This is a genomic window from Streptomyces sp. NBC_01363, from assembly GCF_026340595.1.
Taxonomy (GTDB): Bacteria; Actinomycetota; Actinomycetes; order Streptomycetales; family Streptomycetaceae; genus Streptomyces.
On the sequence record NZ_JAPEPF010000001.1, the window covers coordinates 538,457 to 560,843 of the forward strand.

At 71.2% G+C, this 22,387-nt stretch carries 23 protein-coding genes and 1 pseudogene; 11 read left to right on the forward strand and 13 right to left on the reverse strand.

Annotated elements, in window-relative coordinates; translation table 11 throughout:
• Nucleotides 1-240: 240 nt before the first annotated feature.
• The gene (locus OG611_RS02475) at nt 241-678 is read left to right on the forward strand and encodes a peptidase inhibitor family I36 protein (protein ID WP_266415084.1); all 438 of its coding nucleotides are present in this window, start codon (nt 241-243) and stop codon (nt 676-678) included.
• Between the two features lie 143 nt (nt 679-821).
• On the opposite strand, the gene OG611_RS02480 is transcribed toward OG611_RS02475, so the two are convergent.
• Nucleotides 822-1,001 carry a hypothetical protein gene (locus tag OG611_RS02480; protein WP_266415086.1) on the reverse strand — a complete coding sequence of 60 codons (180 nt, stop codon included), beginning with the start codon at nt 999-1,001 and terminating at the stop codon, nt 822-824.
• A 508-nt stretch (nt 1,002-1,509) separates the two neighbouring features.
• Between OG611_RS02480 and OG611_RS02485 the strand changes: the two genes are divergently transcribed.
• A complete protein-coding gene (locus OG611_RS02485) occupies nt 1,510-1,905 on the forward strand; it encodes a YrdB family protein (protein WP_266415087.1) in 396 nt (131 codons plus the stop codon).
• 60 nt (nt 1,906-1,965) lie between these two features.
• Here the strand turns inward: OG611_RS02485 and gdhA are convergent, their stop codons facing one another.
• Both gdhA and OG611_RS02495 read right to left on the reverse strand, forming a co-directional pair.
• On the reverse strand, nt 1,966-3,345 hold the full coding sequence (gdhA, locus tag OG611_RS02490) for an NADP-specific glutamate dehydrogenase (RefSeq protein WP_266415089.1): 1,380 nt from the start codon (nt 3,343-3,345) through the stop codon (nt 1,966-1,968).
• A 206-nt stretch (nt 3,346-3,551) separates the two neighbouring features.
• Nucleotides 3,552-3,722 (reverse strand): hypothetical protein, encoded by a 171-nt coding sequence (locus OG611_RS02495; protein ID WP_266415091.1) that lies wholly within the window; start codon nt 3,720-3,722, stop codon nt 3,552-3,554.
• A 280-nt stretch (nt 3,723-4,002) separates the two neighbouring features.
• On the opposite strand from OG611_RS02495, the gene OG611_RS02500 reads away from it, so the two are divergent.
• A complete protein-coding gene (locus OG611_RS02500) occupies nt 4,003-5,568 on the forward strand; it encodes a hypothetical protein (protein WP_266425475.1) in 1,566 nt (521 codons plus the stop codon).
• Nucleotides 5,569-5,584: 16 nt separating this feature from the next.
• Here OG611_RS02500 and OG611_RS02505 read toward each other — a convergent pair whose 3' ends face one another.
• Nucleotides 5,585-6,118, reverse strand: a complete 534-nt coding sequence (locus OG611_RS02505; protein ID WP_266415092.1) for a hypothetical protein — start codon at nt 6,116-6,118, stop codon at nt 5,585-5,587.
• Between the two features lie 84 nt (nt 6,119-6,202).
• Between OG611_RS02505 and OG611_RS02510 the strand changes: the two genes are divergently transcribed.
• The gene (locus OG611_RS02510; protein WP_266415094.1) at nt 6,203-6,799 is read left to right on the forward strand and encodes an RDD family protein; all 597 of its coding nucleotides are present in this window, start codon (nt 6,203-6,205) and stop codon (nt 6,797-6,799) included.
• A 56-nt stretch (nt 6,800-6,855) separates the two neighbouring features.
• Here the strand turns inward: OG611_RS02510 and OG611_RS02515 are convergent.
• The 3 genes and pseudogenes from OG611_RS02515 to OG611_RS02525 form a co-directional block, all read right to left on the reverse strand.
• Nucleotides 6,856-7,299: pseudogene (locus OG611_RS02515) on the reverse strand (ABC transporter ATP-binding protein); the annotation flags it as partial.
• 105 nt (nt 7,300-7,404) lie between these two features.
• Nucleotides 7,405-8,655, reverse strand: coding sequence for an Ig-like domain-containing protein (locus tag OG611_RS02520; RefSeq protein ID WP_266415096.1), 1,251 nt, complete (start codon nt 8,653-8,655; stop codon nt 7,405-7,407).
• 278 nt (nt 8,656-8,933) lie between these two features.
• Complete coding sequence (locus tag OG611_RS02525; protein WP_266415098.1) at nt 8,934-9,317, reverse strand: hypothetical protein; 384 nt, start codon at nt 9,315-9,317, stop codon at nt 8,934-8,936.
• Between the two features lie 108 nt (nt 9,318-9,425).
• On the opposite strand from OG611_RS02525, the gene OG611_RS02530 reads away from it, so the two are divergent.
• Nucleotides 9,426-9,713 carry a hypothetical protein gene (locus tag OG611_RS02530; RefSeq protein ID WP_266415100.1) on the forward strand — a complete coding sequence of 96 codons (288 nt, stop codon included), beginning with the start codon at nt 9,426-9,428 and terminating at the stop codon, nt 9,711-9,713.
• 47 nt (nt 9,714-9,760) lie between these two features.
• Here the strand turns inward: OG611_RS02530 and hutH are convergent, their stop codons facing one another.
• From hutH to OG611_RS02555, 5 genes are all read right to left on the reverse strand, one after another.
• Entirely contained in the window at nt 9,761-11,311 is a 1,551-nt protein-coding gene (gene hutH / locus OG611_RS02535; RefSeq protein ID WP_266415101.1) for a histidine ammonia-lyase, read from the reverse strand.
• 77 nt (nt 11,312-11,388) lie between these two features.
• Nucleotides 11,389-12,558 (reverse strand): GGDEF domain-containing protein, encoded by a 1,170-nt coding sequence (locus tag OG611_RS02540; protein ID WP_266415102.1) that lies wholly within the window; start codon nt 12,556-12,558, stop codon nt 11,389-11,391.
• Between the two features lie 95 nt (nt 12,559-12,653).
• Complete coding sequence (locus OG611_RS02545; protein WP_266415103.1) at nt 12,654-13,466, reverse strand: enoyl-CoA hydratase/isomerase family protein; 813 nt, start codon at nt 13,464-13,466, stop codon at nt 12,654-12,656.
• 123 nt (nt 13,467-13,589) lie between these two features.
• Nucleotides 13,590-14,762: an adenylate/guanylate cyclase domain-containing protein gene (locus OG611_RS02550; protein ID WP_266415104.1), complete on the reverse strand. Its 1,173-nt coding sequence runs from the start codon at nt 14,760-14,762 to the stop codon at nt 13,590-13,592.
• A 315-nt stretch (nt 14,763-15,077) separates the two neighbouring features.
• Complete coding sequence (locus OG611_RS02555; protein ID WP_266415105.1) at nt 15,078-15,944, reverse strand: biotin--[acetyl-CoA-carboxylase] ligase; 867 nt, start codon at nt 15,942-15,944, stop codon at nt 15,078-15,080.
• Between the two features lie 133 nt (nt 15,945-16,077).
• Between OG611_RS02555 and OG611_RS02560 the strand changes: the two genes are divergently transcribed.
• From OG611_RS02560 to OG611_RS02575, 4 genes are all read left to right on the forward strand, one after another.
• Nucleotides 16,078-17,661, forward strand: a complete 1,584-nt coding sequence (locus OG611_RS02560; protein ID WP_266415106.1) for an acyl-CoA carboxylase subunit beta — start codon at nt 16,078-16,080, stop codon at nt 17,659-17,661.
• A 14-nt stretch (nt 17,662-17,675) separates the two neighbouring features.
• Nucleotides 17,676-17,900: an acyl-CoA carboxylase epsilon subunit gene (locus tag OG611_RS02565; RefSeq protein WP_266415107.1), complete on the forward strand. Its 225-nt coding sequence runs from the start codon at nt 17,676-17,678 to the stop codon at nt 17,898-17,900.
• 154 nt (nt 17,901-18,054) lie between these two features.
• Nucleotides 18,055-18,183, forward strand: coding sequence for a morphogenic membrane protein MmpB (gene mmpB, locus OG611_RS02570; RefSeq protein WP_266415109.1), 129 nt, complete (start codon nt 18,055-18,057; stop codon nt 18,181-18,183).
• Nucleotides 18,184-18,214: 31 nt separating this feature from the next.
• Complete coding sequence (locus OG611_RS02575) at nt 18,215-18,826, forward strand: nucleoside triphosphate pyrophosphatase (protein ID WP_266415110.1); 612 nt, start codon at nt 18,215-18,217, stop codon at nt 18,824-18,826.
• A 35-nt stretch (nt 18,827-18,861) separates the two neighbouring features.
• On the opposite strand, the gene OG611_RS02580 is transcribed toward OG611_RS02575, so the two are convergent.
• Nucleotides 18,862-19,311: a hypothetical protein gene (locus tag OG611_RS02580; RefSeq protein WP_266415112.1), complete on the reverse strand. Its 450-nt coding sequence runs from the start codon at nt 19,309-19,311 to the stop codon at nt 18,862-18,864.
• 408 nt (nt 19,312-19,719) lie between these two features.
• Between OG611_RS02580 and OG611_RS02585 the strand changes: the two genes are divergently transcribed.
• Nucleotides 19,720-21,474, forward strand: coding sequence for a biotin carboxylase N-terminal domain-containing protein (locus OG611_RS02585; protein WP_266415114.1), 1,755 nt, complete (start codon nt 19,720-19,722; stop codon nt 21,472-21,474).
• 163 nt (nt 21,475-21,637) lie between these two features.
• Nucleotides 21,638-22,237 (forward strand): TetR/AcrR family transcriptional regulator, encoded by a 600-nt coding sequence (locus tag OG611_RS02590; RefSeq protein ID WP_266415116.1) that lies wholly within the window; start codon nt 21,638-21,640, stop codon nt 22,235-22,237.
• Nucleotides 22,238-22,387: the final 150 nt, after the last annotated feature.

The following is a 22,387-nucleotide window of genomic DNA, read 5'->3' on the forward strand; positions in this document are numbered from 1 at the left end:
ACATCCGTGCTGATCAAAGCGGTGCCGGAGGGCGGCGGCCCATGCGGGGCCACGAACACGCCAGCGCGAACACATTCGGTAATAATTTAAATGCACAGAGTAATTTCCCCGAGGTGGAGACGCCCCATCGAGGAATCCGCGGTTTCCGGTCGACTCCGGGGCCGGTACAGGACTCCCGGGGCCCGAGCAGTTCCCTGCGCGCCCGGCACGGCCAGGCGATCAGCCCCTTGGAGAGAAGTGATGACGACCAGCTTCCAGCGACCCAGCAGTCTGGCCCGCGTGGCCGCCTCGGCAGCCGCAGCCGTGGTCATCGTGCTGTTCCCCGGCACCACCACTGCCGACGCCGCTGCCCACCACCTGCCGCCCGGCGTGGTCGAGCTCCAGGACAGCGAGCCGTGCCCGCCCGCCACCCTGTGCCTGTACCGCGACTACAACAATCGAGGCCCGGCCTACGGCATCGGCGCCGGCCACCACGTCGACCTGCGCGACCTGCCCATGAGCGGCGGCGTCAACGGCCCCACCGCGGCCGACGAAGTCTCCTCGTGGGTGAACAACACCAACCACCTCGCCGTGCTCATCGACACGGACGAGGAGACAATCCGCCCGCTGTTCCCGCAGCAGTCCCTCCAGGAGCCCCCGCAGACGAACGACACGGTCGACATCGTCCGCTGGGTGTAACACCGGCCGAACCGTCGGCGAGGCCGCACCCGAGCGGCCCATCGACACGCAGCCCCGGTGCCGTGGCCGTCTCCTGCGATCAGGGGGCGGCCACGGCCATGTGAAGGCTCCGCAATGCCCCGTCCCACGACGCCGGGCGCCGATCAACGACGACGGGTTGATACGAGTTCGGCGAAGGCACGCAGCACCGCCGCTCGTTGCGCGGGAGCGGTGCCGCGCACGGCGATGACGAGGGCCAGCAGGAAGGTCACCGCGAGAACGACGACTACCGCGAGCAGCACCTTCGGCGTGCCGGCCGCTAATTGCAGAATGAGAGTGTTCATGAGACCCCTCCGATGGCGGGAACGATGAGATGCCGACCGCTTGGAGTCCGGGAACCAACAGGGTGCGCTGCAGCCCATCGCATGCGACCGATGGCGATGACCGCCATGTCCGGTCGAGGCTGCGCCCCGGGATCGGCCCCGGCTAGCGTCCGTAGCGGGTAGGACAGCTCATCCACCTGTGGAAGGCGTTCATGTCCGTCCCCCCAGAGGTCGGGTCCTCGTCGATACGAGCACCATCGGGTTGTGCTGGGCACTCCCAGCCTGCCCCATCCCTGCCTCCCGGCGCCTCTCGCCAAAACGCCTGTGGCCGAGTCGTTACGGATCGGCCGCCCGGCCGCTCGGGCGCCCGTCGCCTCACGCAGGGCAGGGATCCGGAGGTACAGGCAGGCGCCCTGCCTCTCGGATTCATGCGATCAACAGGCCCGGCATCGGGGAAAATGAGCCACCGCACTCGCGCCGGAAACAATTCCGGCGGGATCAACCACCGTACGAAGAGGGCCGTCCACCGATGACGAGCGAAGACCACAGCATTCCCGCCTCCCCGGCCGGGCGGCCCTGGTTCATGGTCAATGAAGTCGTGGCGTTCGTCGTCGAGTTGGCGGCGCTGGCCGCTCTGGGCTGGTGGGGTTTCGCCACCGGGGACGGGGTGGCTTCCCGGCTGCTGCTCGGGATCGGGGCGCCCGCGGTCGCCGCCGTGGTCTGGGGCCTGTTCGCCGCCCCTCGCGCCCGCTTCCGGCCACCGCTCGTGGGAGTTCTGCTGGTCAAGGCGGTGGTGCTCGGCTGTGGTGTGTACGCGGTCCACGCGGTGGGGCATCCGGGGGCGGCAGTGTTCTTCGGGGCGGTGGTGGTCGTGAACACGGGGCTGGCGGAGACCTTTCGGCGCCGCGTCGCGGCGACTGCCTGACATGACCGCGGCCCGGCCGCGCGAGGCGGCCGGGCCGGGGTTGGTGTCCGGGATGTCGGGTCAGATCAGGCCCTGTGCCAGCATCGCGTCCGCGACGAGTTCGAAGCCGGCGATGTTGGCGCCGACCACGTAGTTGCCGGGGCTGCCGTAGCGCTCCGCCGTGGTGTAGCAGGAGTCGTGGATGTGGCGCATGATCTCCGCGAGGCGCTCCTCGGTGTGGGCGAAGGTCCAGGAGTCGCGGGAGGCGTTCTGCTGCATCTCCAGGGCGCTGGTGGCCACGCCGCCCGCGTTGGCCGCCTTGCCGGGGGCGAAGGCGACGCCCGCCTCCTGGAGGACGCGTACGGCCTCGGGGGTGGTGGGCATGTTGGCGCCCTCGGCGACCGCCTTCACACCGTGGCGCACCAGGGCCAGGGCGTCGGCCTCGTGGAGTTCGTTCTGGGTGGCGCAGGGCAGGGCCACGTCGCAGGGAACGTTCCAGACGCCGGTGCCGGAGACGTACTTGACGTGCTCGCCGCGGCGTTCGGCGTACTCGGAGACGCGGCCGCGGCCGGCCTCCTTGATCTCCTTGAGAAGGGCGAGATCGATGCCCTTCTCGTCCACGACGTAGCCGTTGGAGTCGGAACAGGTCACCACGGTCGCGCCGAGCTGCTGGGCCTTCTCGATCGCGTAGATCGCGACATTGCCCGAGCCCGAGACGACGATGCGCTGGCCGTCGAGCGACTCGCCCCGGCTGCGGAGCATCTCGGCGGTGAACATGACACAGCCGTAGCCGGTCGCCTCGGTGCGTGCCTGGGCCCCGCCCCAGCCGAGGCCCTTTCCGGTGAGTACGCCGGACTCGTAGCGGTTGGTGATCCGCTTGTACTGGCCGAACAGGTAGCCGATCTCCCGGCCGCCGACGCCGATGTCACCGGCGGGGACGTCGGTGTACTCGCCGAGGTGGCGGTGGAGTTCGGTCATGAACGACTGGCAGAACCGCATGATCTCGGCGTCCGAGCGGCCCTTGGGGTCGAAGTCCGCGCCGCCCTTGCCGCCGCCGATGGGCATGCCGGTGAGCGCGTTCTTGAAGATCTGCTCGAAGCCGAGGAACTTCACGATGCCGAGGTTGACCGAGGGGTGGAAGCGCAGCCCGCCCTTGTACGGTCCGAGCGAGCTGCTGAACTCGACCCGGAAGCCGCGGTTCACGTGGATGTCGCCGGAGTCGTCCGACCACGGCACCCGGAAGATGAGCTGGCGCTCCGGCTCGCACACACGCTCGACGATCCGGGCGTCCACGAACTCCGGCCGCTTCGCGAGGACCGGGCCGAGGGTCTCCAGGACCTCCCGTACCGCCTGGTGGAATTCCTTCTCGCCCTGGTTGCGCCGGAGAATCTCGGCGTACAGCGGCTCGATGACGCGGCTCTCGGTGGCGTGCGGGGTTACGGAATCAGGGGTGGCCTGCATCAGGTCAAGACCTTCCGTCGGTGGGCATGCGCGCGAAGACGCCCCCGTCCCGGGGGCGCCGGCGGTCCCCCCTCGCCATTGAGGGCGTCGCCCAGACATCGCACGCTCTGCGGCTCACGGAAGCGACGTACAGAACCGTTGTGGCATGTCGATTGTCCCAGTCGTTCCGGAAGTCCTTCAACGGGACCCGCACAGTGGGCCACGGACTACGCTCGCGCCTCGCGGCGCAGCATCCACAGCCCTGCTCCGGACGCGAGGGCGACCACCCCGGCGACCACGCTCAGCGCGATCTGCAGACCGCTCTCCTTCACCAGGAAGTTGAGCGAGACGTTCGCGGCGATCGCCGCGCAGAACACGAACCAGAGCAGTGCTTTCATGGGATTCCTCCGAGGTCGGGACGGTGTCTCGTGATGACTCCATGTTGCTGGTGGGAGGCGGCCGCCACGAGGGGACGGCCCCCCGGATCCATGGTGTAGACAGCTGCACCACGGTGCCGGTGCGCGAAGGCCGCGGTCCGGTCCGGAGGGCGCCGCTAGGGTTTGCCGGGTGGGGATCACCGAGAGCACCGGGCCGCGCGACAGGGAACGCGACAGGCAGGACGGGCGGGCCTCCACCGGAGCGGACTCGGCAGCGGACACGGACTCGGCGCGGTGGTGGGTGCCGGGTGTCGCGGTGCTCGTCGTCGTGCCGCTGTATCTGCTGTGGGCGCTGGTGCTGGCCACCGGCGGCGGTGATCTGGCGGCGCAGCTCGCCTGGGCCGGCTTCGCCTCCCGGCATCCGGGGTCCGCGTACAACCTCTCCTGGTACGGCGGGATGCACACCGCCAACTACAGCCTGCTGACACCACCGCTCATGGCGGTGTTCGGGGTGCGGACGGTGACCGTCGCCGCCGGGCTCTGCGGGTCGTGGGCGCTGGGGCGGCTCTGTGTGCGGAGCGGGGTGCGATGGCCGGTCGCGGTCGCGGTGCCGGGTTCGCTGACGCTCTGGTGCAATGTCGCGTCCGGGCGCACGACGTTCGCGCTGGGCGTCGCGATCGGGCTGGTCGCGCTGCTGTACGTACGGCGGCGTACGGGCCTCGCGGCGGGCTGCGCAGCGGGCTGCGCGGCGCTGGCGACGGCGGCGAGTCCGGTAGCGGGGCTGTTCCTGGTGGTGGCGGGCGCGGCGTACGGGATGGCCCGGCAGTGGCGGCGGGCGGCCGTGCTCGTCGTGCCGCCGTTCGTGGTGGTGGCCGCGACGACGGCGGTGTTCCCGTTCACGGGCGAGCAGCCGATGGCGGTGAGCAAGCTGTGGACGCCGATGGTGGCCTGCGCGGCCCTGTGGCTCGCGGCGCCGCGCGAGGGCGGCTGGCGGGTCGTCCGGTTCGCGGGCCTGGTGTACGCGGTCGGCGTCGTCCTGACCTTCCTGATCCCCTCGCCCATCGGGACGAACGTGGAGCGGCTGGTGGGGCTGGCCGGCCCGCCCGTGCTGCTGGCGGCGCTGCTGACCGTCCTGCCGAGGTGGGCGCGGGGCGGCGCACTGGGGCGGGTACAGGCCGTGGTGCTCGCCGGGACGCTGGTGTACAACTCGGGCTGGCTGATCAACAAGACCGATGACGATCTGCGGGTCTCCAGCGCCGTGCCCGCCTGGGCGGAGCACACCGACGGCGTGGTCGCCGAGCTGCGCCGGCTCGGCGCCGAGCGGACCCGGGTGGAGGTCCTACCGGCCCGCAATCACCGCGAGGCGACGGTGCTCGCCCCGTACGTGAACATGGCGCGCGGCTGGAACCGGCAGCTCGACGTGGAACGCGGGCGGCTGTTCTACGAGGGGAAGCCGACCCCGGCGACGTACCGGGCCTGGCTGGGCCGGTGGAGCGTGGGCCTCGTCGTGCTGCACAACGGCAGGCCGGACGGGCCGGCCGAGGCGGAGGCGGCGATCGTCCGGCGCGGCGCCGACTGGCTGGAGCCGGTGTGGCAGGACACGGAGTGGCGGATCTACCGGGTGCGCGAGGCCGTACCGCTGGTCTCCGCGCCGGGCACCGTCGTACGCGGGGACGACGCCTCCCTGGTGGTGCGGATGCCCACCGCCGGGTCGGTGACGGTACGGATCGCCTACTCGCCGTGGCTCCGGGCGGACGGCGGCGGGTGCCTGCGGCAGAACGGCGAGTGGACGCGGCTGACGGTGGAGCGGGCCGGTGAGTACCGGCTGGACTCGCACTACCGGCTGTGGCCGTTCGGGTCGTGCTGACAGAGCGGGCGGGACTTCACCGGCACGGCCCCGGGGTTCGGTCCGTGACGCCGAGGTCCCGACGCATCAGCTCCCGCATCGTGTCGAGGAAGGGGTCGGCCGCCTTCAGGTCCTCCAGGGCCTGTTCGACGCTCTCGCCGTCCCGGGCGAGGCCCCGGTCGAGGCGTTTGACGGTGCCGTCACCGGCGGCGAGCACCCGGTTGAGGTCGCGGGACGCCTGGAGTATCCGTTCGGGGACGATCATCTGCGCCTCGGCGTAGCAGTCGCGGTGGTCTAGGCGGGCCTCTTCGAGCTGGGTGCGTTCCTGCTCCGTGTAGACGCCGTCACGGATGCGGTGCAGGGCGTCCTTGAGAAGGGTGTGGAACTGCCGGGAGGCCCGGTTCATGGCCGTGTACTGGGTGCGCCGCTCCTCGAACTTCCGCTGTTCGCCCGCCAGTCGGGACTCCTCGGCGCGCTGGCGTACGGTCAGCCGTTGCACGAACACCGGGGCGAGAAGAGTGCCGAGCACTCCGACTACTGCGGTGATCACGGCGGTGATGGCGGCGGTCATGGGTGCGAGACCAATGCGGGGTGCGCGGTGGTGTGAGTGTGGTTCCCGGGCACATGGTGACGCCTCATCAGACATGATGCCGTCATGACAATTCCACGGGGTGAGGGTCGTACCCGGAACCTCTCCGGACCACCTCTGCCGACGGCTCGCGCGGCCCTCCCGCCCGCGCCCGGGTACCACGCCGAACCGCGTGCGGCGCGCGTACCGCCACGTGCGGGCGACATGCGCCGCTATCTCGCCGTCGGCCTCGACTGCTACCTCTGCCTGGTGGCCGCCGGCTTACTGGTCCGGCCGTACGTGGACACGGCCGGGGTCACCGAGGCGGTCGGCCTGTTGCTCGGCCCGGCGCTCGCCTTCTCGTTCCTCAACCATGTGGTGCTCACCGCGTTCACCGGGGCGGGCGCGGGCAAGCTGATCATGGGGATACGGGTGGTCAGACTGCCCGACGCCGGGCGCCCGGGGCCCTGGCTGCTGCTGCGGCGCTGGCTGTACGGGCTGTGCTGGCTGCCGCTGCAGCCCTGGTACGGGCTGCGCTCACTCCTCTCGGGCCCCGGTGTCCTGCCCCGCAGCACGCTCTGGAACGGCGGGAACGGCGAGCTGCACGCCGATCCGCTGGGCCTGCGCCAGGTCCGCCGCGGCGACCTCACCGCCCACCGGGCCGCGCCGGACGCCCGCCACTGACCTCCCGCCCGCCTCTCCGCGCCCCGCCCCCGCCCCTCAAGTCCCTTATCAGGCCGACGCGTTCTCCGTGATCGTGACCTCGCGAGACGCGGTGCCACCCGCTGCTGCTGGCCCCCGGACATCTCGCCGGGCAGATGTCCGAGCCGCTCACCGAGTCCGACGGAGTCCAGCGCCTCGGCGGCCCTCCTGCGGCGCTCGGCCGCCCGGCCGCCGAGCGGCACGAGCGCGGTCCCGACGTTCTCCTGGGCGGTGAGCGTCGGGATGCGGTTGAAGCTCTGGAAGACGAAGCCGATGTTCTGGGCGCGCACCCCGGTGAGCTTGGCCTCGCTGAGCTTCGCGAGGTCGACGCCGTCGAGTTCGATGCTGCCGCTCGTGGGTCGGTCCAGACCGCCGAGCATCTGGAGCAGGGTGGACTTGCCGCCGCCGGTGGGGCCCTGGATGACCAGCCGGCCGCCGTCCTCGATGGTCTTACGAACGCCGGAGGCGGCGGCACCGCGGATCCGAGGGGATCCGGGTGCCGCCGCCTCCGTACGGGATTCGGGGGGCCGGTCGTCGCCCAGGGCCACGACCAGCGGCTCGCGCCGGGGACGACGCGTGGGGTCGGGTCAGGCCTGGGAGCCCGCCGTCCACTCCGCCCAGCTCATGTTCCAGCCGTTGAGGCCGTTGTCGGGGGTGATGGTCCGGTCCGGGGAGTTCTTGACGATGACCACGTCGCCGACCATGGAGTTGTTGTAGAACCAGGCGGCGGGCTGGTTTGCGTCGCTCGCGCCCTTCACATCGGCGAGGCCGACGCAGCCGTGGCTGGTGTTGGCGCCGCCGAAGATCGACCGCGAGCCCCAGTAGTTGCCGTGGATGAAGGTGCCCGAGGTGGACAGCCGCATGGCGTGCGGCACGTCCTTGATGTCGTACTCGCCGCCGAAGCCGACGGTGTCACCGTTCATCCGGGTCTCCTTGAACTTCTCGGAGATCACCATCTGCCCGTTGTACGTGGGGTTGGTGGAGGAGCCGGCGGAGATCGGGATGGTCTTGATCGTCTTGCCGTCCTGGGTGACGGTCATCATCTTCGTGTTGGCGTCGACCGTCGAGACCTGGTTGCGGCCGACCTTGAAGGTGACCGTCTTCTGCTGCACGCCGAAGACGCCGTCCGCGCCCTCGACGCCGTCCAGCGCCAGCTTCAGCGTGACGGTGGAGCCGCCCTGCCAGTAGTTCTCGGGGCGCAGGTCGAGACGCTGCGAGTTGAACCAGTGGCCGACGACCTGCTGACCGCTGCTGGACGTCACGGTGATGCCGGCCTGGACGGCCTTCTTGTCCGTGATCGCCTTGTTGAAGTTGATCGAGACCGGCATGCCGACGCCGACCGTGGAGCCGTCCTCGGGGGTGAAGTTCCCGATGAAGCTGTTGGCGGGCGAGACGGTGGTGAAGGAGGAGTTCTCGTGCGCCTCGCGGCCCTTGGAGTCCTTCGCCGTCGCGGCGATCTTGTACGTGGTCGAGCGCTCCAGCTGGACGTCCGGCTTCCAGCTCTTGCCGTCGGCGGAGAGCGTGCCCTTGACGGTGGCTCCGGCCGAGGTGGTCATGGTGACCTGGGACAGCGTGCCCTTGGCGACGGTGACCTTGGCGTCGTTGTTGATGCTCGCGTTGGTCACGCCGTTCTTCGGCGAGATCGCTATCTGCGCTTCCGAGGCGTCCTGGGCCGCCGCCTTGTCGACCTCGGCCGCCTGCGACTTCTTCGAGCTGTCGGCGCCGCTCTTGTCCCCGCCGTCGTTGCAGGCAGTGAGCACCAGAACGCCGCCGAGCAGTGCGGACGCGGCCATCAGGCCCCTGCGCCGCTTGCTGTCCGTCATCACACGCTTCTCCATCGTTGCCGAATCCCCAAAAACCCCGAGCAGAGCCGCCGTCGCCCGGCGAAACCCGTCAATGGTCCTAGAACCCATGGACAGGGTCCTCCGTTCCCCATCCACGAAAGATGTGGGGAACAACACTCATCGACGCGTCCGCGGCTGCGGTGGTTCCCGACGCCGATCGCGTAAGGACGACCGGCGAACGGCACGGCCCCGGTCCGCGTGCGAAGCGGTCCGGGGCCGGTGTTCACCAGCTGCTGGTCCCGCCGCTCACGGCGACGTGACCGTCGTCGTCCTCATCCATTGTGCGGGACGCCGCCACCGCCCTCTCCGTCGTCCTCCTCGTCCTCCTCGTCCTCCTCGTCGTCGAGGTCCCAGGCGTCCGGGTCGTCCGGGTCGTAGTCGACGATCTCGCTGCTCCAGGACGCCTGGGCGAGCTCGACCCCGGGCACCTCGCTGACCAGGTCGAACGGGTCGACGAGGGAGGCGAGGGCCTCCGCACCGTCCTCCCGTACGGCGTCCTCGGCGAGCATGCGTTCCTCGGCGGACTCACCGCCCGGTTCCCCGTACTCGACGGCGATCGACTCCAGCGCGGTGCCGCTGAGGGCCGCGGAGTCCGTGATCTCCAGCAGCATTTCGACCCGAAGCCGAACAAACCGTGATGTCTCAGATGCGCTCATGTGCCGGAGCGTAAGCTCCCCGCGCCCCCGGCTTTCCCGCGACCCGCTGCTTTCACTAGCATCGGCGCACACGCCTAACTCACGGCTGTCACAAGGGGGATCGATTCCGTGGTCGTCGCTCGTCGCCCGCTCCTGACCGCCACCGCCGCGGCCACGTTGCTGGCCGCCCTGTGGTTCGTCCCGTCCGCCAACGCGACGGACGAACCGGCCGGCGCACCGGGCGCACAGAGCGAACCGGCCGCCACCGCCGGGGACCCCGCGGCCGGTCCGAGACTGGCCGACACCGGGACCGGGATCGACACCACCCCGTATCTGATCGGCGGCGTCGCGTTCCTGGGCATCGGCGCGGCATTCGTCTCCCACTCGGCACGCCGCGCCGACGCCCCGTCCGCCTAGCGCGAGACCCGCCCTCCGGGCGGACGACGCCACTTCTACAACACTCCCTAGGCCAGCAGGCCGGTCACCGGTTCGACCGCCGCGACCAGCTTCCCCGCGCGCACGAACGCGTCCGCCGCGGCCAGGTCCGGCGACAGGAAGCGGTCCGGCCCCGGCCCCTGGACCCCTGCCGCACGCAGCGCCTCGATGGCGGCCTGCGAGGCGGGCGCGGGGGCGAGGCCCTGGGCGGCGCGCAGTTCGATGGCGCGGGTCGCCGCGTAGAGCTCGACGGCGACGATCCGGGCGAGGTTGTCGACGGCGGTACGGAGCTTGCGCGCCGCCGACCAGCCCATGGAGACGTGGTCCTCCTGCATCGCGGAGGACGGGATCGAGTCGGCCGAGGCCGGGACCGCGAGCCGCTTCATCTCGCTGACCAGGGCGGCCTGGGTGTACTGGGCGATCATCAGGCCCGAGTCCACCCCGGCGTCGTCGGCGAGGAACGGCGGCAGCCCGTGCGAGCGGTTCTTGTCCAGCAGCCGGTCGGTGCGGCGCTCGGTGATGGAGCCGAGATCGGCCGCGACGATCGCCAGGAAGTCGAGCACGTACGCGACGGGGGCGCCGTGGAAGTTCCCGTTGGACTCGACCCGGCCGTCGGGCAGGACGACGGGGTTGTCGACGGCGGAGGCCAGTTCGCGTCCCGCGACGATCCCGGCGTAGTCGAGGGTGTCGCGTCCCGCGCCGTTGACCTGGGGCGCGCAGCGCACCGAGTAGGCGTCCTGCACACGGGGCGCGTCGTCCTGGTGGTGGCCCGTGAGGCCCGATCCGGCGAGGACCCGGAGCATGTTGTCGGCGCTGACGCCCTGGCCGGGGTGCGGGCGGATGGCGTGCAGCTCCGGGGCGAGCACCTTGTCCGTGCCGAGCAGCGCCTCCAGGGAGAGGGCGGCGGTGATGTCGGCGGAGGTGTAGAGGTTCTTCAGGTCGGCCAGGGCCATCACGAGCATGCCGAGCATGCCGTCGGTGCCGTTGAGGAGGGCGAGGCCCTCCTTCTCGCGCAGCTCGACCGGGGCGATGCCGTGGGCGGCGAGCAGCTCACCGGCGGGGCGCACGGTGCCGTCGGGGCCCTCCGCGTCGCCCTCGCCCATCAGCGCCAGGGCGCAGTGGGAGAGCGGGGCCAGGTCGCCGGAGCAGCCGAGCGAGCCGTACTCGTGGACGACGGGCGTGATGCCCGCGTTGAGGACGTCGGCCATGGTCTGCGCGACCTCGGGGCGTACGCCGGTGTGCCCGGAGGCGACCGTCTTCAGCCGCAGGAACATCAGCGCGCGGACGACCTCGCGCTCGACGCGCGGCCCCATGCCGGCGGCGTGCGAGCGGACGATGTTGCGCTGGAGCTGTGCGCGGAGATCCTGGCTGATGTGCCGGCTGGCCAGCGCCCCGAATCCGGTGGAGACGCCGTAGACCGGCTCGGGCTTGGCGGCCAGCGCGTCCACGATCGTGCGGGCGGCGGCGAGCGCGTCGACGGCGGCTGCGGAGAGCTCGACACGGGCGTTGCCGCGGGCCACGGCGATGACGTCCTGAGCGGTGGTACCGGACGTCCCCACCACGACTGTATGCATATCCATATTCAGAAGCGTACGGACTGAATCCCTTCATGTCACTAGTGGTCGCGCGGTTGACCCCTTACCGATCGGCGCGGCATTCAGGGACGGCTGCCCCGCAGATGGCGGCGGTCGTGCGCGGGCTTGGGCGGCGAGTCGGCCAGCCGGAGCACCTCACCGTCGCGCCCCGCCACCACCGGTTTGACCGAACGGGCCGCCTTCGCCCGGTACTGGGCCGCGTCCGCCAGCCGGAACAGCCGCCGCGCCGACACCACCGGGCCGATCGGATCACCGGTCGACGCGATCCCGCACGCCACCCCGTCCCCCTGCTCCAACTCGACTGCCCGTTCGCAGAGTTCGGTGGCCACCCGGACCACGTCGTCCGCTTCCGGGCCCACCGTGAGCAGACAGAACTCATCACCGCCGAGCCGGGCCGCGAGCGCGCCGGGCAGCATGGCGCCGCAACGGGACAGCACCGAGCCGAAACGTTCCAGCAGCCGGTCGCCGACCGCATGACCATGGGTGTCGTTGACCTGCTTCAGACCGTTGAGATCACAGACGACCAGACTGACCACCGCCCCGTCGGCCCGATGCCGCTCCACCGCCTCATCCAGCCGCACATCGACGGCACGGCGGTTGGCCAGACCGGTGAGCGGATCGGTGAAGGCGAGCTTGCGGACCTCTTCGAGCCGTTCGGCCTGGGAGATCCCGGCGGCGACGACCGCGGCCAGCACGGTCGCGAAGTCCGCGTCCGCCCGCCCGAACACCGGCGCCCCCACCGGGCGGGCCACGTACAGCTCGCCCCAGGCCCGCCCGTGCAGCACGATCGGCGCGACCACGCAGCAGCCGCGCCCGCGCCGGCGCAGGGCGGCCACCCGCTCCCGGCCGTACCCGCTCCCGTACTCCCGCAGCCCCGCGTCCCCGCCCGGCATCGCGCCCGCCGAGCCGTCGGCGGTCTCGACCCAGGCGTCCGGTTCGCCGCCCCCGGCCCACCGTTCGTGCAGGAACTCGGCGATCTCCGGGAACTGGTGCACCGGATACGCCTCCGCCTCGGGGAACTCCTCCTCCCCTTCGGCCCGTTCACCCGCGTTCACCAGCACGCGCAGCTGCCCGCGCCCGCGCTCCCACACGGAGAGCGCGGCGAAGCTGCCGCCCAGCGCCTCGCACGCCCCCAGCGCAGCCGCTCGCCACGACCCCCGCGGGGTGTGTGCCGCCGCCATCGCCTGCGCAAGCGAAACCACGGCCCGCAGCCGTGCATCATCACCACCCATCGCTACAGCTTATGTAGGTTTGTGATGATTTGATCAGTTTGGGACGTGAGCCGCGTTCGCTTCGTGTCTATTCAGTTATGGAAGGTCGCACTGCGTCACTCGCCGGGCCAGTTCGGCTTCCTCTTCTCGTTGAACGCGGCCACGCCCTCGGCCCGGTCGCCGGAGAAGGCCACCGACCGCCAGGCGGCGTCCTCGACTTCGAGACCGGCCCGGAGATCGAGGCCGTGGCCGAGCCGCAGCGCCCGCTTGGCGGCCCGCAGTCCCACCGGCGAGTTGGCGGCGATCCGGCCGGCGAGCGCCAGCGCGGCCGTCCGGTCCTGCCCGGCCTCCACCAGTTCGTCGACCAGTCCGCTGTCGAGCGCCTCGGCCGCCTCCACCCGCCGGGCCGTGAAGACCAGCTCGGCGGCGCGCGCCGCACCGATCCGCCGCGGCAGCAACTGCGTACCGCCGCCGCCCGGGATGACGCCGACCGACACCTCGGGCAGGCCGACCACCGCCGTGCGGTCGGCGACGATCAGGTCGCAGGACAGCGCCAGCTCGAATCCGCCCCCGAGCGCGAACCCGTGCACGGCGGCGATCGTCGGCATCGGCAGTTCGAGCACGCCGGTGTACGCGGACCGGGCGGTGGGGCGCTGGCGCAGCAGATCGGCGTCGGTGAAGGAGTTCCGCTCCTTCAGGTCCGCGCCCACGCAGAAGGCCCGCTCATGGCTGGAGGTGAGGACGGTGACGCGTACGCCGGGATCGGCGGCGAGCGCGACGCACGCGGCGGCGATCGAACGGGCCATGTCGGTGGACACGGCGTTCATCGCCCTGGGCCGGTCGAGGACCAGCTCGGCGACGTGTTCCTGCCCCTCGTGGACCCGTACGACGACGAATTCCCCGAACCGCTGCTCGGACGTGACGGTCATGACTGCACCCCTCCGGTTAACGATCGTTACCGGAGGGATCCTATGGGGCGGCCCGGACAGCGGTCCCGGGCGAGTCCGGGCCCGGACGAGGGGGCGGAATCCGGGATTGCGGAAGGGCCGGGTTCAGGAGGTGCCGCGGCGCGCCAGCAGCCAGGGCTCCACCACGCCGAGTCCGCGCACCGGGCGCTGCCACATCGGCTGCAGCCCGTAGCGGTACTTGGGCACGGCGGCCGACTCCACGCCTTCCTGGCGCTCCTTCTCCGCCACCGCGGCCTCCTCCGCCGCCTGTGCCTCGGAGGCCGGGGCGTCGCCGGTACGGGTCAGCTCCTCCGCGAAGGCCCCGTCCACCAGCACGGCGTCCTTCGGCGCTATCGACGTCAGCCGGCTGGCGAGGTTCACGGTCGTACCGAAGACATCGCCCATCCGGGTGGTGACCGTGCCGAACGCGATGCCCACGCGCAGCGCCGGCATGATCTCGTCCTGGTTCATCGCCTCGATCAGGCGCAGCGCGATCTCGGCCGCGGTGCCCGCGTCGTCGGCGGCGAAGAGGACCTCGTCGCCGAGGGTCTTGATGAGACGGCCGCCGTGGGCGGCGACCAGGTCGGCCGAGGTGGTCTCGAAGGCCTCGACCAGCTCGCCGAGCTCCTCCTCCTCCAGCCGCCGGGTCAGCCGGGTGAACCCGACGAGGTCGGCGAAGCCGACGGCCAGGCGGCGGTCGACCATCTCCTCGTCGTCGGCGGCCTGCACGACCCGCCCGGTGGCGGCGGCCAGCTGGCGCCGCCACACGTAGACCAGGAACTCCTGGAGCTCCGGGAGAAGCAGCTCGACCAGCGGGTACGTGACCTCGGTACGGGTCATTCCGGGCTCGGGCGGCTCGGTCAGCCCCTCCAGGAACGAATCGATCTGCCACTCCGCCAGCCGGGCGGTGGTCTGCCCGGTGGACCGGGCCACCTGGATCGCCATCGGTTCGCTGAGCAGCCCCGCCTCGACGAGACCGGCGAGCCGGCGCAGCGCCAGCACATCGGCCTCGGTGAGCGCCTTGGCCTGCCCGATGTCGGCGAAGCCCATGGCCCGCCAGAACCGGGAGGCCAGATCCATCGAGACACCGGCGGTACGGGCCGCCTGGAACGGCGTGTAGCGACGGTCGGCGCCCAGGATCAGCTGTTCCAGGCGGATCGCGAGGGGGTCGTCGGTCGGTTCCGCCGTATGGTCGACTTCGTGATGCGGTGTCGCGTGGACCGAGGGTTCCGACGGGGGCTGTGTGCCCGCACCGGAGGTCGTGTCGTCGACGGTCACCAGCCGCCTCCTGCCCGTTCCCTGCGCACTGCCCTGCCGATCTGTCGGTGGATCGCCTCAACGATACGGCAGGTGTGCCGTGGCTCACGCCCCTATGGCACCCGGGAATGTTCCTGGGTGAGCCGGGGGGCGTGGGTGGTGACAGCCGGTGGGGGGTTTCCAGGAGGGCATGGTTTCTATGCCCCGGGTACGTGTTCGGGTGGGGCGGAAGGCTCGGCAGGGGAAACACCGCCAAGCCGCGGCGGACGCGACGCAAGTCCCTTCGCGCGGGCCCGGCGCACCGGTGCCCGGCGCGACGGCCCACCGCCGCCCGCCTCAGACCAAACCGCCGCCCGCACCCCGCAGGTGGACGATGTCGCCGGCCGATACCGGTTCCTGGAGGCCGTCGTCGGTGGACAGGATCAGGCGGCCGTCGCCGTCGATCGCCACGGCCTCGCCGATGAGCGTGCGGTCGCCCGGCAGCTGGGCCCGTACCGTCCGGCCGAGCGTCGCGCAGCCCGCCGCGTACGCCTCCTGGAGGCCGCTCGCCGCCGCGTCGCCGTCCGCCGCGCGCCACTGGCCGTACCAGTGCTCCAGCGAGCGCAGCACGCCCCGCAGCAGCGTCTCGCGGTCGGTGGAGACGGCCCCGGCCAGGGCCAGCGAGCCGGCCGTGGGGGTGGGCAGCTCATCGGCGCGCAGGGAGACGTTGAGGCCCATGCCGACGACGACGCCGTCCCCGGCGAGCTCGGCCAGGATGCCGCCGGCCTTGCGCTCCACGCCCTCCACCGTGACCAGGAGGTCGTTGGGCCACTTCAGGGCCGTGTCGACGCCCGCGGCTTTCGCCAGGCCGGTCGCCGCGGCGACACCGGTGAGCAGCGGCAGCCAGCCCCACCGCTCGACGGGGACGTCGCCCGGTGTCAGGTAGACGGAGAGGAACAGGCCCGAACGGGCCGGAGCCGTCCAGGTGCGATCGAGGCGACCGCGGCCCGCGGTCTGCTCCTCGGCGACCAGCACGGTGCCTTCGTCGAGCCCGGCCGCCGCGCGCCGGGCAAGATCGGAATTGGTGGAGCCGATGGTCTCCACGACGTCGAGCGAGGTCCACAGCCCGCCCGGCCGCAGCAGCCCGCGGCGCAGCGCGGGGACGTTCAGGGGCGGCCGGTCCAGGTCCGACCAACGGCTCTGTGGCGCATCCGAAGGTGTCATGCAAGCCAGACTAGGTGTGGCAAACGACGCACTGCCGAACCGTATCCACGCCGATACCCTACGGATCAGTAGGTGTTCAACACCTGATCAGCAGCACAGTCGTCCCCGTGACCAGGCAGGGAGCCGCCACCCGATGTCCGAGCCGGAAGAGACCGACATCCACACCACCGCGGGCAAGATCGCGGACCTGCAGCGCCGAATCGCCGAGGCGACGCACGCGGGCTCCGCGCGCGCGGTCGAGAAGCAGCACGCCAGGGGCAAGTTGACCGCGCGCGAACGGGTCGATCTGCTGCTCGACGAGGGTTCCTTCGTGGAGCTCGACGAATTCGCCCGGCACCGCTCCACCAACTTCGGCATCGAGAAGAACCGCCCGTACGGGGACGGCGTCGTCACCGGCTACGGCACGGTCGACGGCCGCCCCGTCTGCGTCTATTCGCAGGACTTCACCATCTTCGGCGGCTCGCTCGGCGAGGTCTACGGTGAGAAAATCGTCAAGGTGATGGACTTCGCGCTGAAGACCGGCTGCCCGGTCATCGGCATCAACGACGGCGGTGGCGCCCGGATCCAGGAAGGCGTGGCCGCACTCGGTCTGTTCGCGGAGATCTTCCGCCGCAATGTGCACGCCTCGGGTGTCGTGCCGCAGATCTCGCTGATCGTCGGACCGTGCGCGGGCGGCGCGGTCTACTCCCCCGCGATCACCGACTTCACGGTCATGGTCGACCAGACCTCGCACATGTTCATCACCGGCCCCGACGTCATCAAGACGGTCACCGGCGAGGACGTCGGCTTCGAGGAGCTCGGCGGCGCCCGCACCCACAACACCACCTCCGGTGTGGCGCACCACATGGCGGGCGACGAGAAGGACGCCATCGAGTACGTCAAGTCGCTGCTGTCGTACCTCCCTTCGAACAACCTGTCCGAGGCGCCCGCCTTCCCCGAGGTGGCGGAGCTCGCCACCACGGACGAGGACCGCGAGCTCGACACCCTCATCCCGGACTCGGCGAACCAGCCGTACGACATGCACACCGCCATCGAACACGTGCTGGACGACGGCGAGTTCCTGGAGACCCAGGCCCTGTTCGCGCCGAACATCATCACCGGCTTCGGGCGCGTCGAGGGCTACCCGGTCGGCATCGTCGCCAACCAGCCGATGCAGTTCGCGGGCTGCCTGGACATCAACGCGAGCGAGAAGGCCGCGCGCTTCGTCCGCACCTGCGACGCCTTCAACGTGCCCGTGCTGACCTTCGTCGACGTCCCCGGCTTCCTGCCCGGCGTCGACCAGGAGTACGGCGGCATCATCCGCCGCGGCGCCAAGCTGATCTACGCCTACGCCGAGGCGACCGTCCCGCTGATCACCGTGATCACCCGCAAGGCGTTCGGCGGCGCGTACGACGTCATGGGCTCCAAGCACCTGGGCGCCGACATCAACCTCGCCTGGCCGACCGCGCAGATCGCGGTGATGGGCGCGCAGGGTGCGGTGAACATCCTGCACCGCCGGACGATCGCCGCCGCCGAGGATCAGGACGCCACCCGCGCCGAGCTGATCGCCGACTACGAGGACACGCTGCTCAACCCCTACGTGGCGGCCGAACGCGGTTACGTCGACGCGGTGATCATGCCGTCCGACACCCGCGCCCACATCGTGAAGGGGCTGCGCCAGCTGCGTACCAAGCGGGAGTCGCTGCCCCCGAAGAAGCACGGCAACATCCCCCTCTAGAAAGGGTCCTGGCCATGATCAAGGTCGTACGGGGCAACCCGACCCCTGAGGAGCTGGCCGCCGCGCTGGCGGTGGTGCGGGCGCGCGCCGCGGCGACGACGACGTCCGACGAGTCGTCCGGTACGCCGGCCGGCGTACCGGCGCTGCCCGGCGAGTGGTCCGACCCGGGACGCATCGCCCGGCGCACGCGCCATCTGCCGGGGCCGCGGGCCTGGGCCCGGACGTACTGGCCCGGGTAGTCGCGGGAGCGTCCCTTCGGGCACGTTTCCGGAGGTCCGGGCCCTTTCGGGTCCGGGCCTCCGGTGCATCCGGAGCGAACTGGTCCGTACGCACCACGGCGGCTGAGTACCTGTACTCAGGCGCGCCGTCCGTCACGGCAGCAGGATCGTTTCCATGCTGTGGTCCGACCCCGAGAACAAGCCGCCGAAGGAACTGCGTGACGTCCAGGACATGATGCGCCGCGCGGGGCTGGTGCTCGCTCTCGCGATGGTGGTCGCGATGTTCGTGGCCGGCCTGCACTGAGCGGGGCCGGGGTCCGTCCGCCTCTTCTACGATGGCGCGTATGACTGATCAGCGCCGTCTCGTGCTCGCCTCCGCCTCGCCCGCCCGTCTCGGTCTGCTGAGGCAGGCCGGTTTCGCGCCCGAGGTGATCGTCAGCGGGGTGGACGAGGACGCGCTGAGCGCCCCGACACCCGCCGAGCTGGCGCTCGTGCTCGCCGAGGCCAAGGCCGCGGCGGTGGCCGGCCGGGCGGAGGCGGCGGGTGCCCTGGTGATCGGCTGCGACTCGGTGCTCGAACTCGACGGCGAGGCGCTCGGCAAGCCGGCCGACGGCGAGGAGGCCATCGCCCGCTGGAAGTCCATGCGCGGCCGGGCCGGTGTGCTGCAGACGGGCCACAGCGTGATCGACACCGCTACCGGACGTACCGCGTCGGCGACCGCCTCCACGACCGTCCGCTTCGGCGAACCGACGGACGCCGAGATCGCCGCCTACGTGGCCACCGGCGAGCCGCTCCATGTCGCGGGCGCCTTCACCCTGGACGGCCGCTCGGCGCCGTTCGTCGACTCCATCGAGGGCGACCACGGCAACGTCATCGGGCTCTCGCTGCCGCTGCTGCGCCGGCTGCTGGGCGAGCTGGGGATCTCCGTCACCGAGCTCTGGGTCTGAGCGGACCCGCCCCGGGTCCGGGCGGACGCCCCGGATCAGACCGGCGCCGGAGCGCTCGCCCCGGCGTCGTCGGCGGGCTCGTCGGACCGGGTGCCGTACGCCACCAGCGTCAGCACTATCAGCCCGAGCACCACCATCAGACACCCGAACGCGGTCCAGCCGACCAGCCCGACCGTCAGCGCGCCCAGCACCCCGTGCACCACCGCGCAGACGATCAGGACGATGCGGGCGATACGGCCGGGGGCCCGGTCGCGGATACCGGCGAGCAGCAGGAGCAGCCCGCACAGCAGCAGGTACAGGCCGAAGGCGCCGCCCATCGCCCAGGTGCCGTTGGACATGACGGCGGGGTCCATCCCGGCCAGCGACATGTCCTGGTTCTTCACGACCGTCGCCAGGATGCCGTTGATGAGCACGATGCCCACGGCTTCCACGAACAGCACGATCGCGGCCACGAACGCCACCGGTCTGCGCACCACGGTGCTCACCCCCTGTTACCTGCAGTACGTGCGATAGCGCGGACCCTACTAACCGGTAATCCTCCGGACAAGGGTCCGGCGATCTCCGCTTCCGCCCCGCGCTCGTGGCGCGCGCGGGCGCACACTCCGCGCCCCCCTTGTCGCGGCTCTCGTGCGTCGCGCAAAGAATCGTTCGCCCATTAGTGGGGACTCGACAAAGAAACGCGGGGAGTCACAGCTCGTACGAACAGAGACCTGGACCACACCTCGTGGCTACTGTGCGGTCATGAAACCCGGCGTACCGTGGTGCCACAAGGGATTTCGCGACTTGAGCAAGCCTCGAATCACACTCCGTGTGGGCAAGCTCACCATTGGGGACGGGTCGTAGGGCCGTGTCGGTAGTCCCTAAACTCAGCTTGTTTCAAGGAGGGAGCCATCGTGCGCAAGGTGCTCATCGCCAACCGTGGCGAAATTGCTGTCCGTGTTGCTCGGGCGTGCCGGGATGCCGGGATCGGGAGCGTGGCCGTCTACGCGGACCCGGACCGGGATGCTCTGCATGTGCGCGCGGCCGACGAGGCATTCGCTCTGGGCGGTGACACCCCGGCGGCCAGCTATCTGGACATGGCCAAGGTGCTCCAGGCGGCCAAGGACTCCGGGGCCGACGCGATCCATCCCGGGTACGGGTTCCTGTCGGAGAACGCCGAGTTCGCGCAGGCCGTGCTCGATGCGGGGCTGACGTGGATCGGACCGCCGCCGCAGGCGATCCGGGACCTGGGCGACAAGGTCGCCGCCCGGCATATCGCGCAGCGTGCCGGGGCCCCGCTGGTGGCCGGCACGCCCGACCCGGTGTCGGGTTCCGGGGAGGTCGTCGCCTTCGCGAAGGAGCACGGGCTGCCGATCGCGATCAAGGCCGCCTTCGGTGGCGGCGGTCGCGGGCTGAAGGTGGCGCGCACGCTGGAGGAGATCCCGGAGCTGTACGACTCCGCGGTCCGTGAGGCCGTCGCGGCGTTCGGCCGGGGCGAGTGCTTCGTGGAGCGCTACCTCGACCGGCCGCGCCACGTCGAGACGCAGTGCCTGGCCGACACCCACGGCAACGTGGTCGTGGTCTCCACCCGTGACTGCTCGCTCCAGCGCCGCCACCAGAAGCTGGTCGAGGAGGCCCCGGCCCCGTTCCTGAGCGACGCGCAGAACGCGGAGCTGTACGCGGCGTCCAAGGCCATCCTCAAGGAGGCCGGCTACGTCGGTGCGGGCACGGTGGAGTTCCTCGTCGGCACGGACGGCACGATCTCGTTCCTGGAGGTCAACACCCGCCTGCAGGTCGAGCACCCGGTGACCGAGGAGGTCACCGGCCTCGACCTCGTACGCGAGATGTTCCGCATCGCCGACGGCGAGGAGCTCGGCTACGGCGACCCGGCCGTGCGGGGCCACTCCTTCGAGTTCCGGATCAACGGCGAGGACCCGGGCCGCGGCTTCCTGCCCGCACCGGGCACCGTCACCCTCTTCGCCCCGCCGACCGGCCCCGGCGTCCGTCTCGACGCGGGCGTCGAGTCCGGCTCCGTCATCGGCCCCGCCTGGGACTCGCTGCTGGCGAAGCTGGTCGTGACCGGCGCGACCCGCCAGCAGGCACTCCAGCGCGCCGCCCGTGCGCTGGCCGAGTTCAACGTCGAGGGCATGGCCACCGCCATTCCCTTCCACCGCGCCGTCGTCGTCGACCCGGCCTTCACCAGCGAACCGTTCCAGGTCCACACCCGCTGGATCGAGACCGAGTTCGTCAACGACATCAAGCCCTTCACCGCCACCGCCGACGCGGAGGCCGAGGAAGAAGCCGGCCGCGAGACCGTCGTCGTCGAGGTCGGCGGCAAGCGCCTGGAGGTCTCCCTCCCCTCCTCCCTCGGCATGTCCCTGGCCCGCACCGGACTCGCCGCGGGCGCCAAGCCCAAGCGCCGCGCCGCCAAGAAGTCCGGCTCCGCGGTCTCCGGCGACACCCTGGCCTCCCCGATGCAGGGCACCATCGTCAAGATCGCCGTCGAAGAAGGCCAGCAGGTCCAGGAAGGCGACCTCATCGTCGTCCTGGAGGCCATGAAGATGGAACAGCCGCTGAACGCGCACCGCTCCGGCACCGTCAAGGGCCTCGCCGCCGAGGTCGGCAGCTCGGTCTCCTCCGGCGCCGTCATCTGCGAGATCAAGGACTGATCGAGCGGCACCCGACGTTCCACCGGGGCCCCTGCCGAGTCGTGCGACTCGGCAGGGGCCCCGGTCGTGCGTCGCGCCCCGGCCTCGCGCCCCGGCATCGCTCCTCCGGACGGACGCGCGATGGCATCCTGGACCTCGGGGCGGAGAAAGGGAGGACTGCGCAATGGCGATCAGTACGGCACGGACGCCGGCCCGGCACATGCGTGCCGACGCGCGCCGGAATTACGACCGGCTGCTGAACGAGGCCCGGACCGCCTTCGCGGAGCACGGCACCGACGCGTCCCTGGAGGACATCGCGCGGCGCGCGGGCGTGGGGATCGGCACGCTGTACCGGCACTTCCCGAACCGGCACGCGCTGATGAACGCGGTCTTCCAGGAGGCCCTGACGTCCCTGATCACCCGTTCCCGTGAACTCGCGGGGGCGGCGCAGCCGTGCGGGGGCCTGGTGGAGTGGCTGGGCGCGATCATCACCCACGCGGGTGAGTACCGCGGACTCGCCCAGGCGCTCATGTCGACGTCACGGGACGAGACTTCGGCGCTGTCGCAGTGCAATGTGCCGCTGCGCGAGGCGGGGGCGGTGCTGCTGGCGCGGGCGCAGGCGAGCGGGGCGGTGCGGCCGGATGTGTCGATCGACGACCTGATGCAGCTGACCAATGCCATCGCGCTGGCCGCCGAACAGTCGCCGGACGACCCGGAGTTGGCGGGTCGGTTGCTGATGCTGACCTTGCAGGGGCTGAAGGGGGCGCATGCGGAGGCGGGTTGAGGGGGTGGAGGTCGGGGGCATGCCTTGTGGTCCGCTGCGCGGGGCCTGTTCCCCTGCCCGCTCCTTCCCGTAAGCGGGGCTCCGCCCCGGACCCCGCGCCTCAAACGCCGGCGGGGCTGGATATTCGCCCCCGGCGCCCCCAGGAGACGG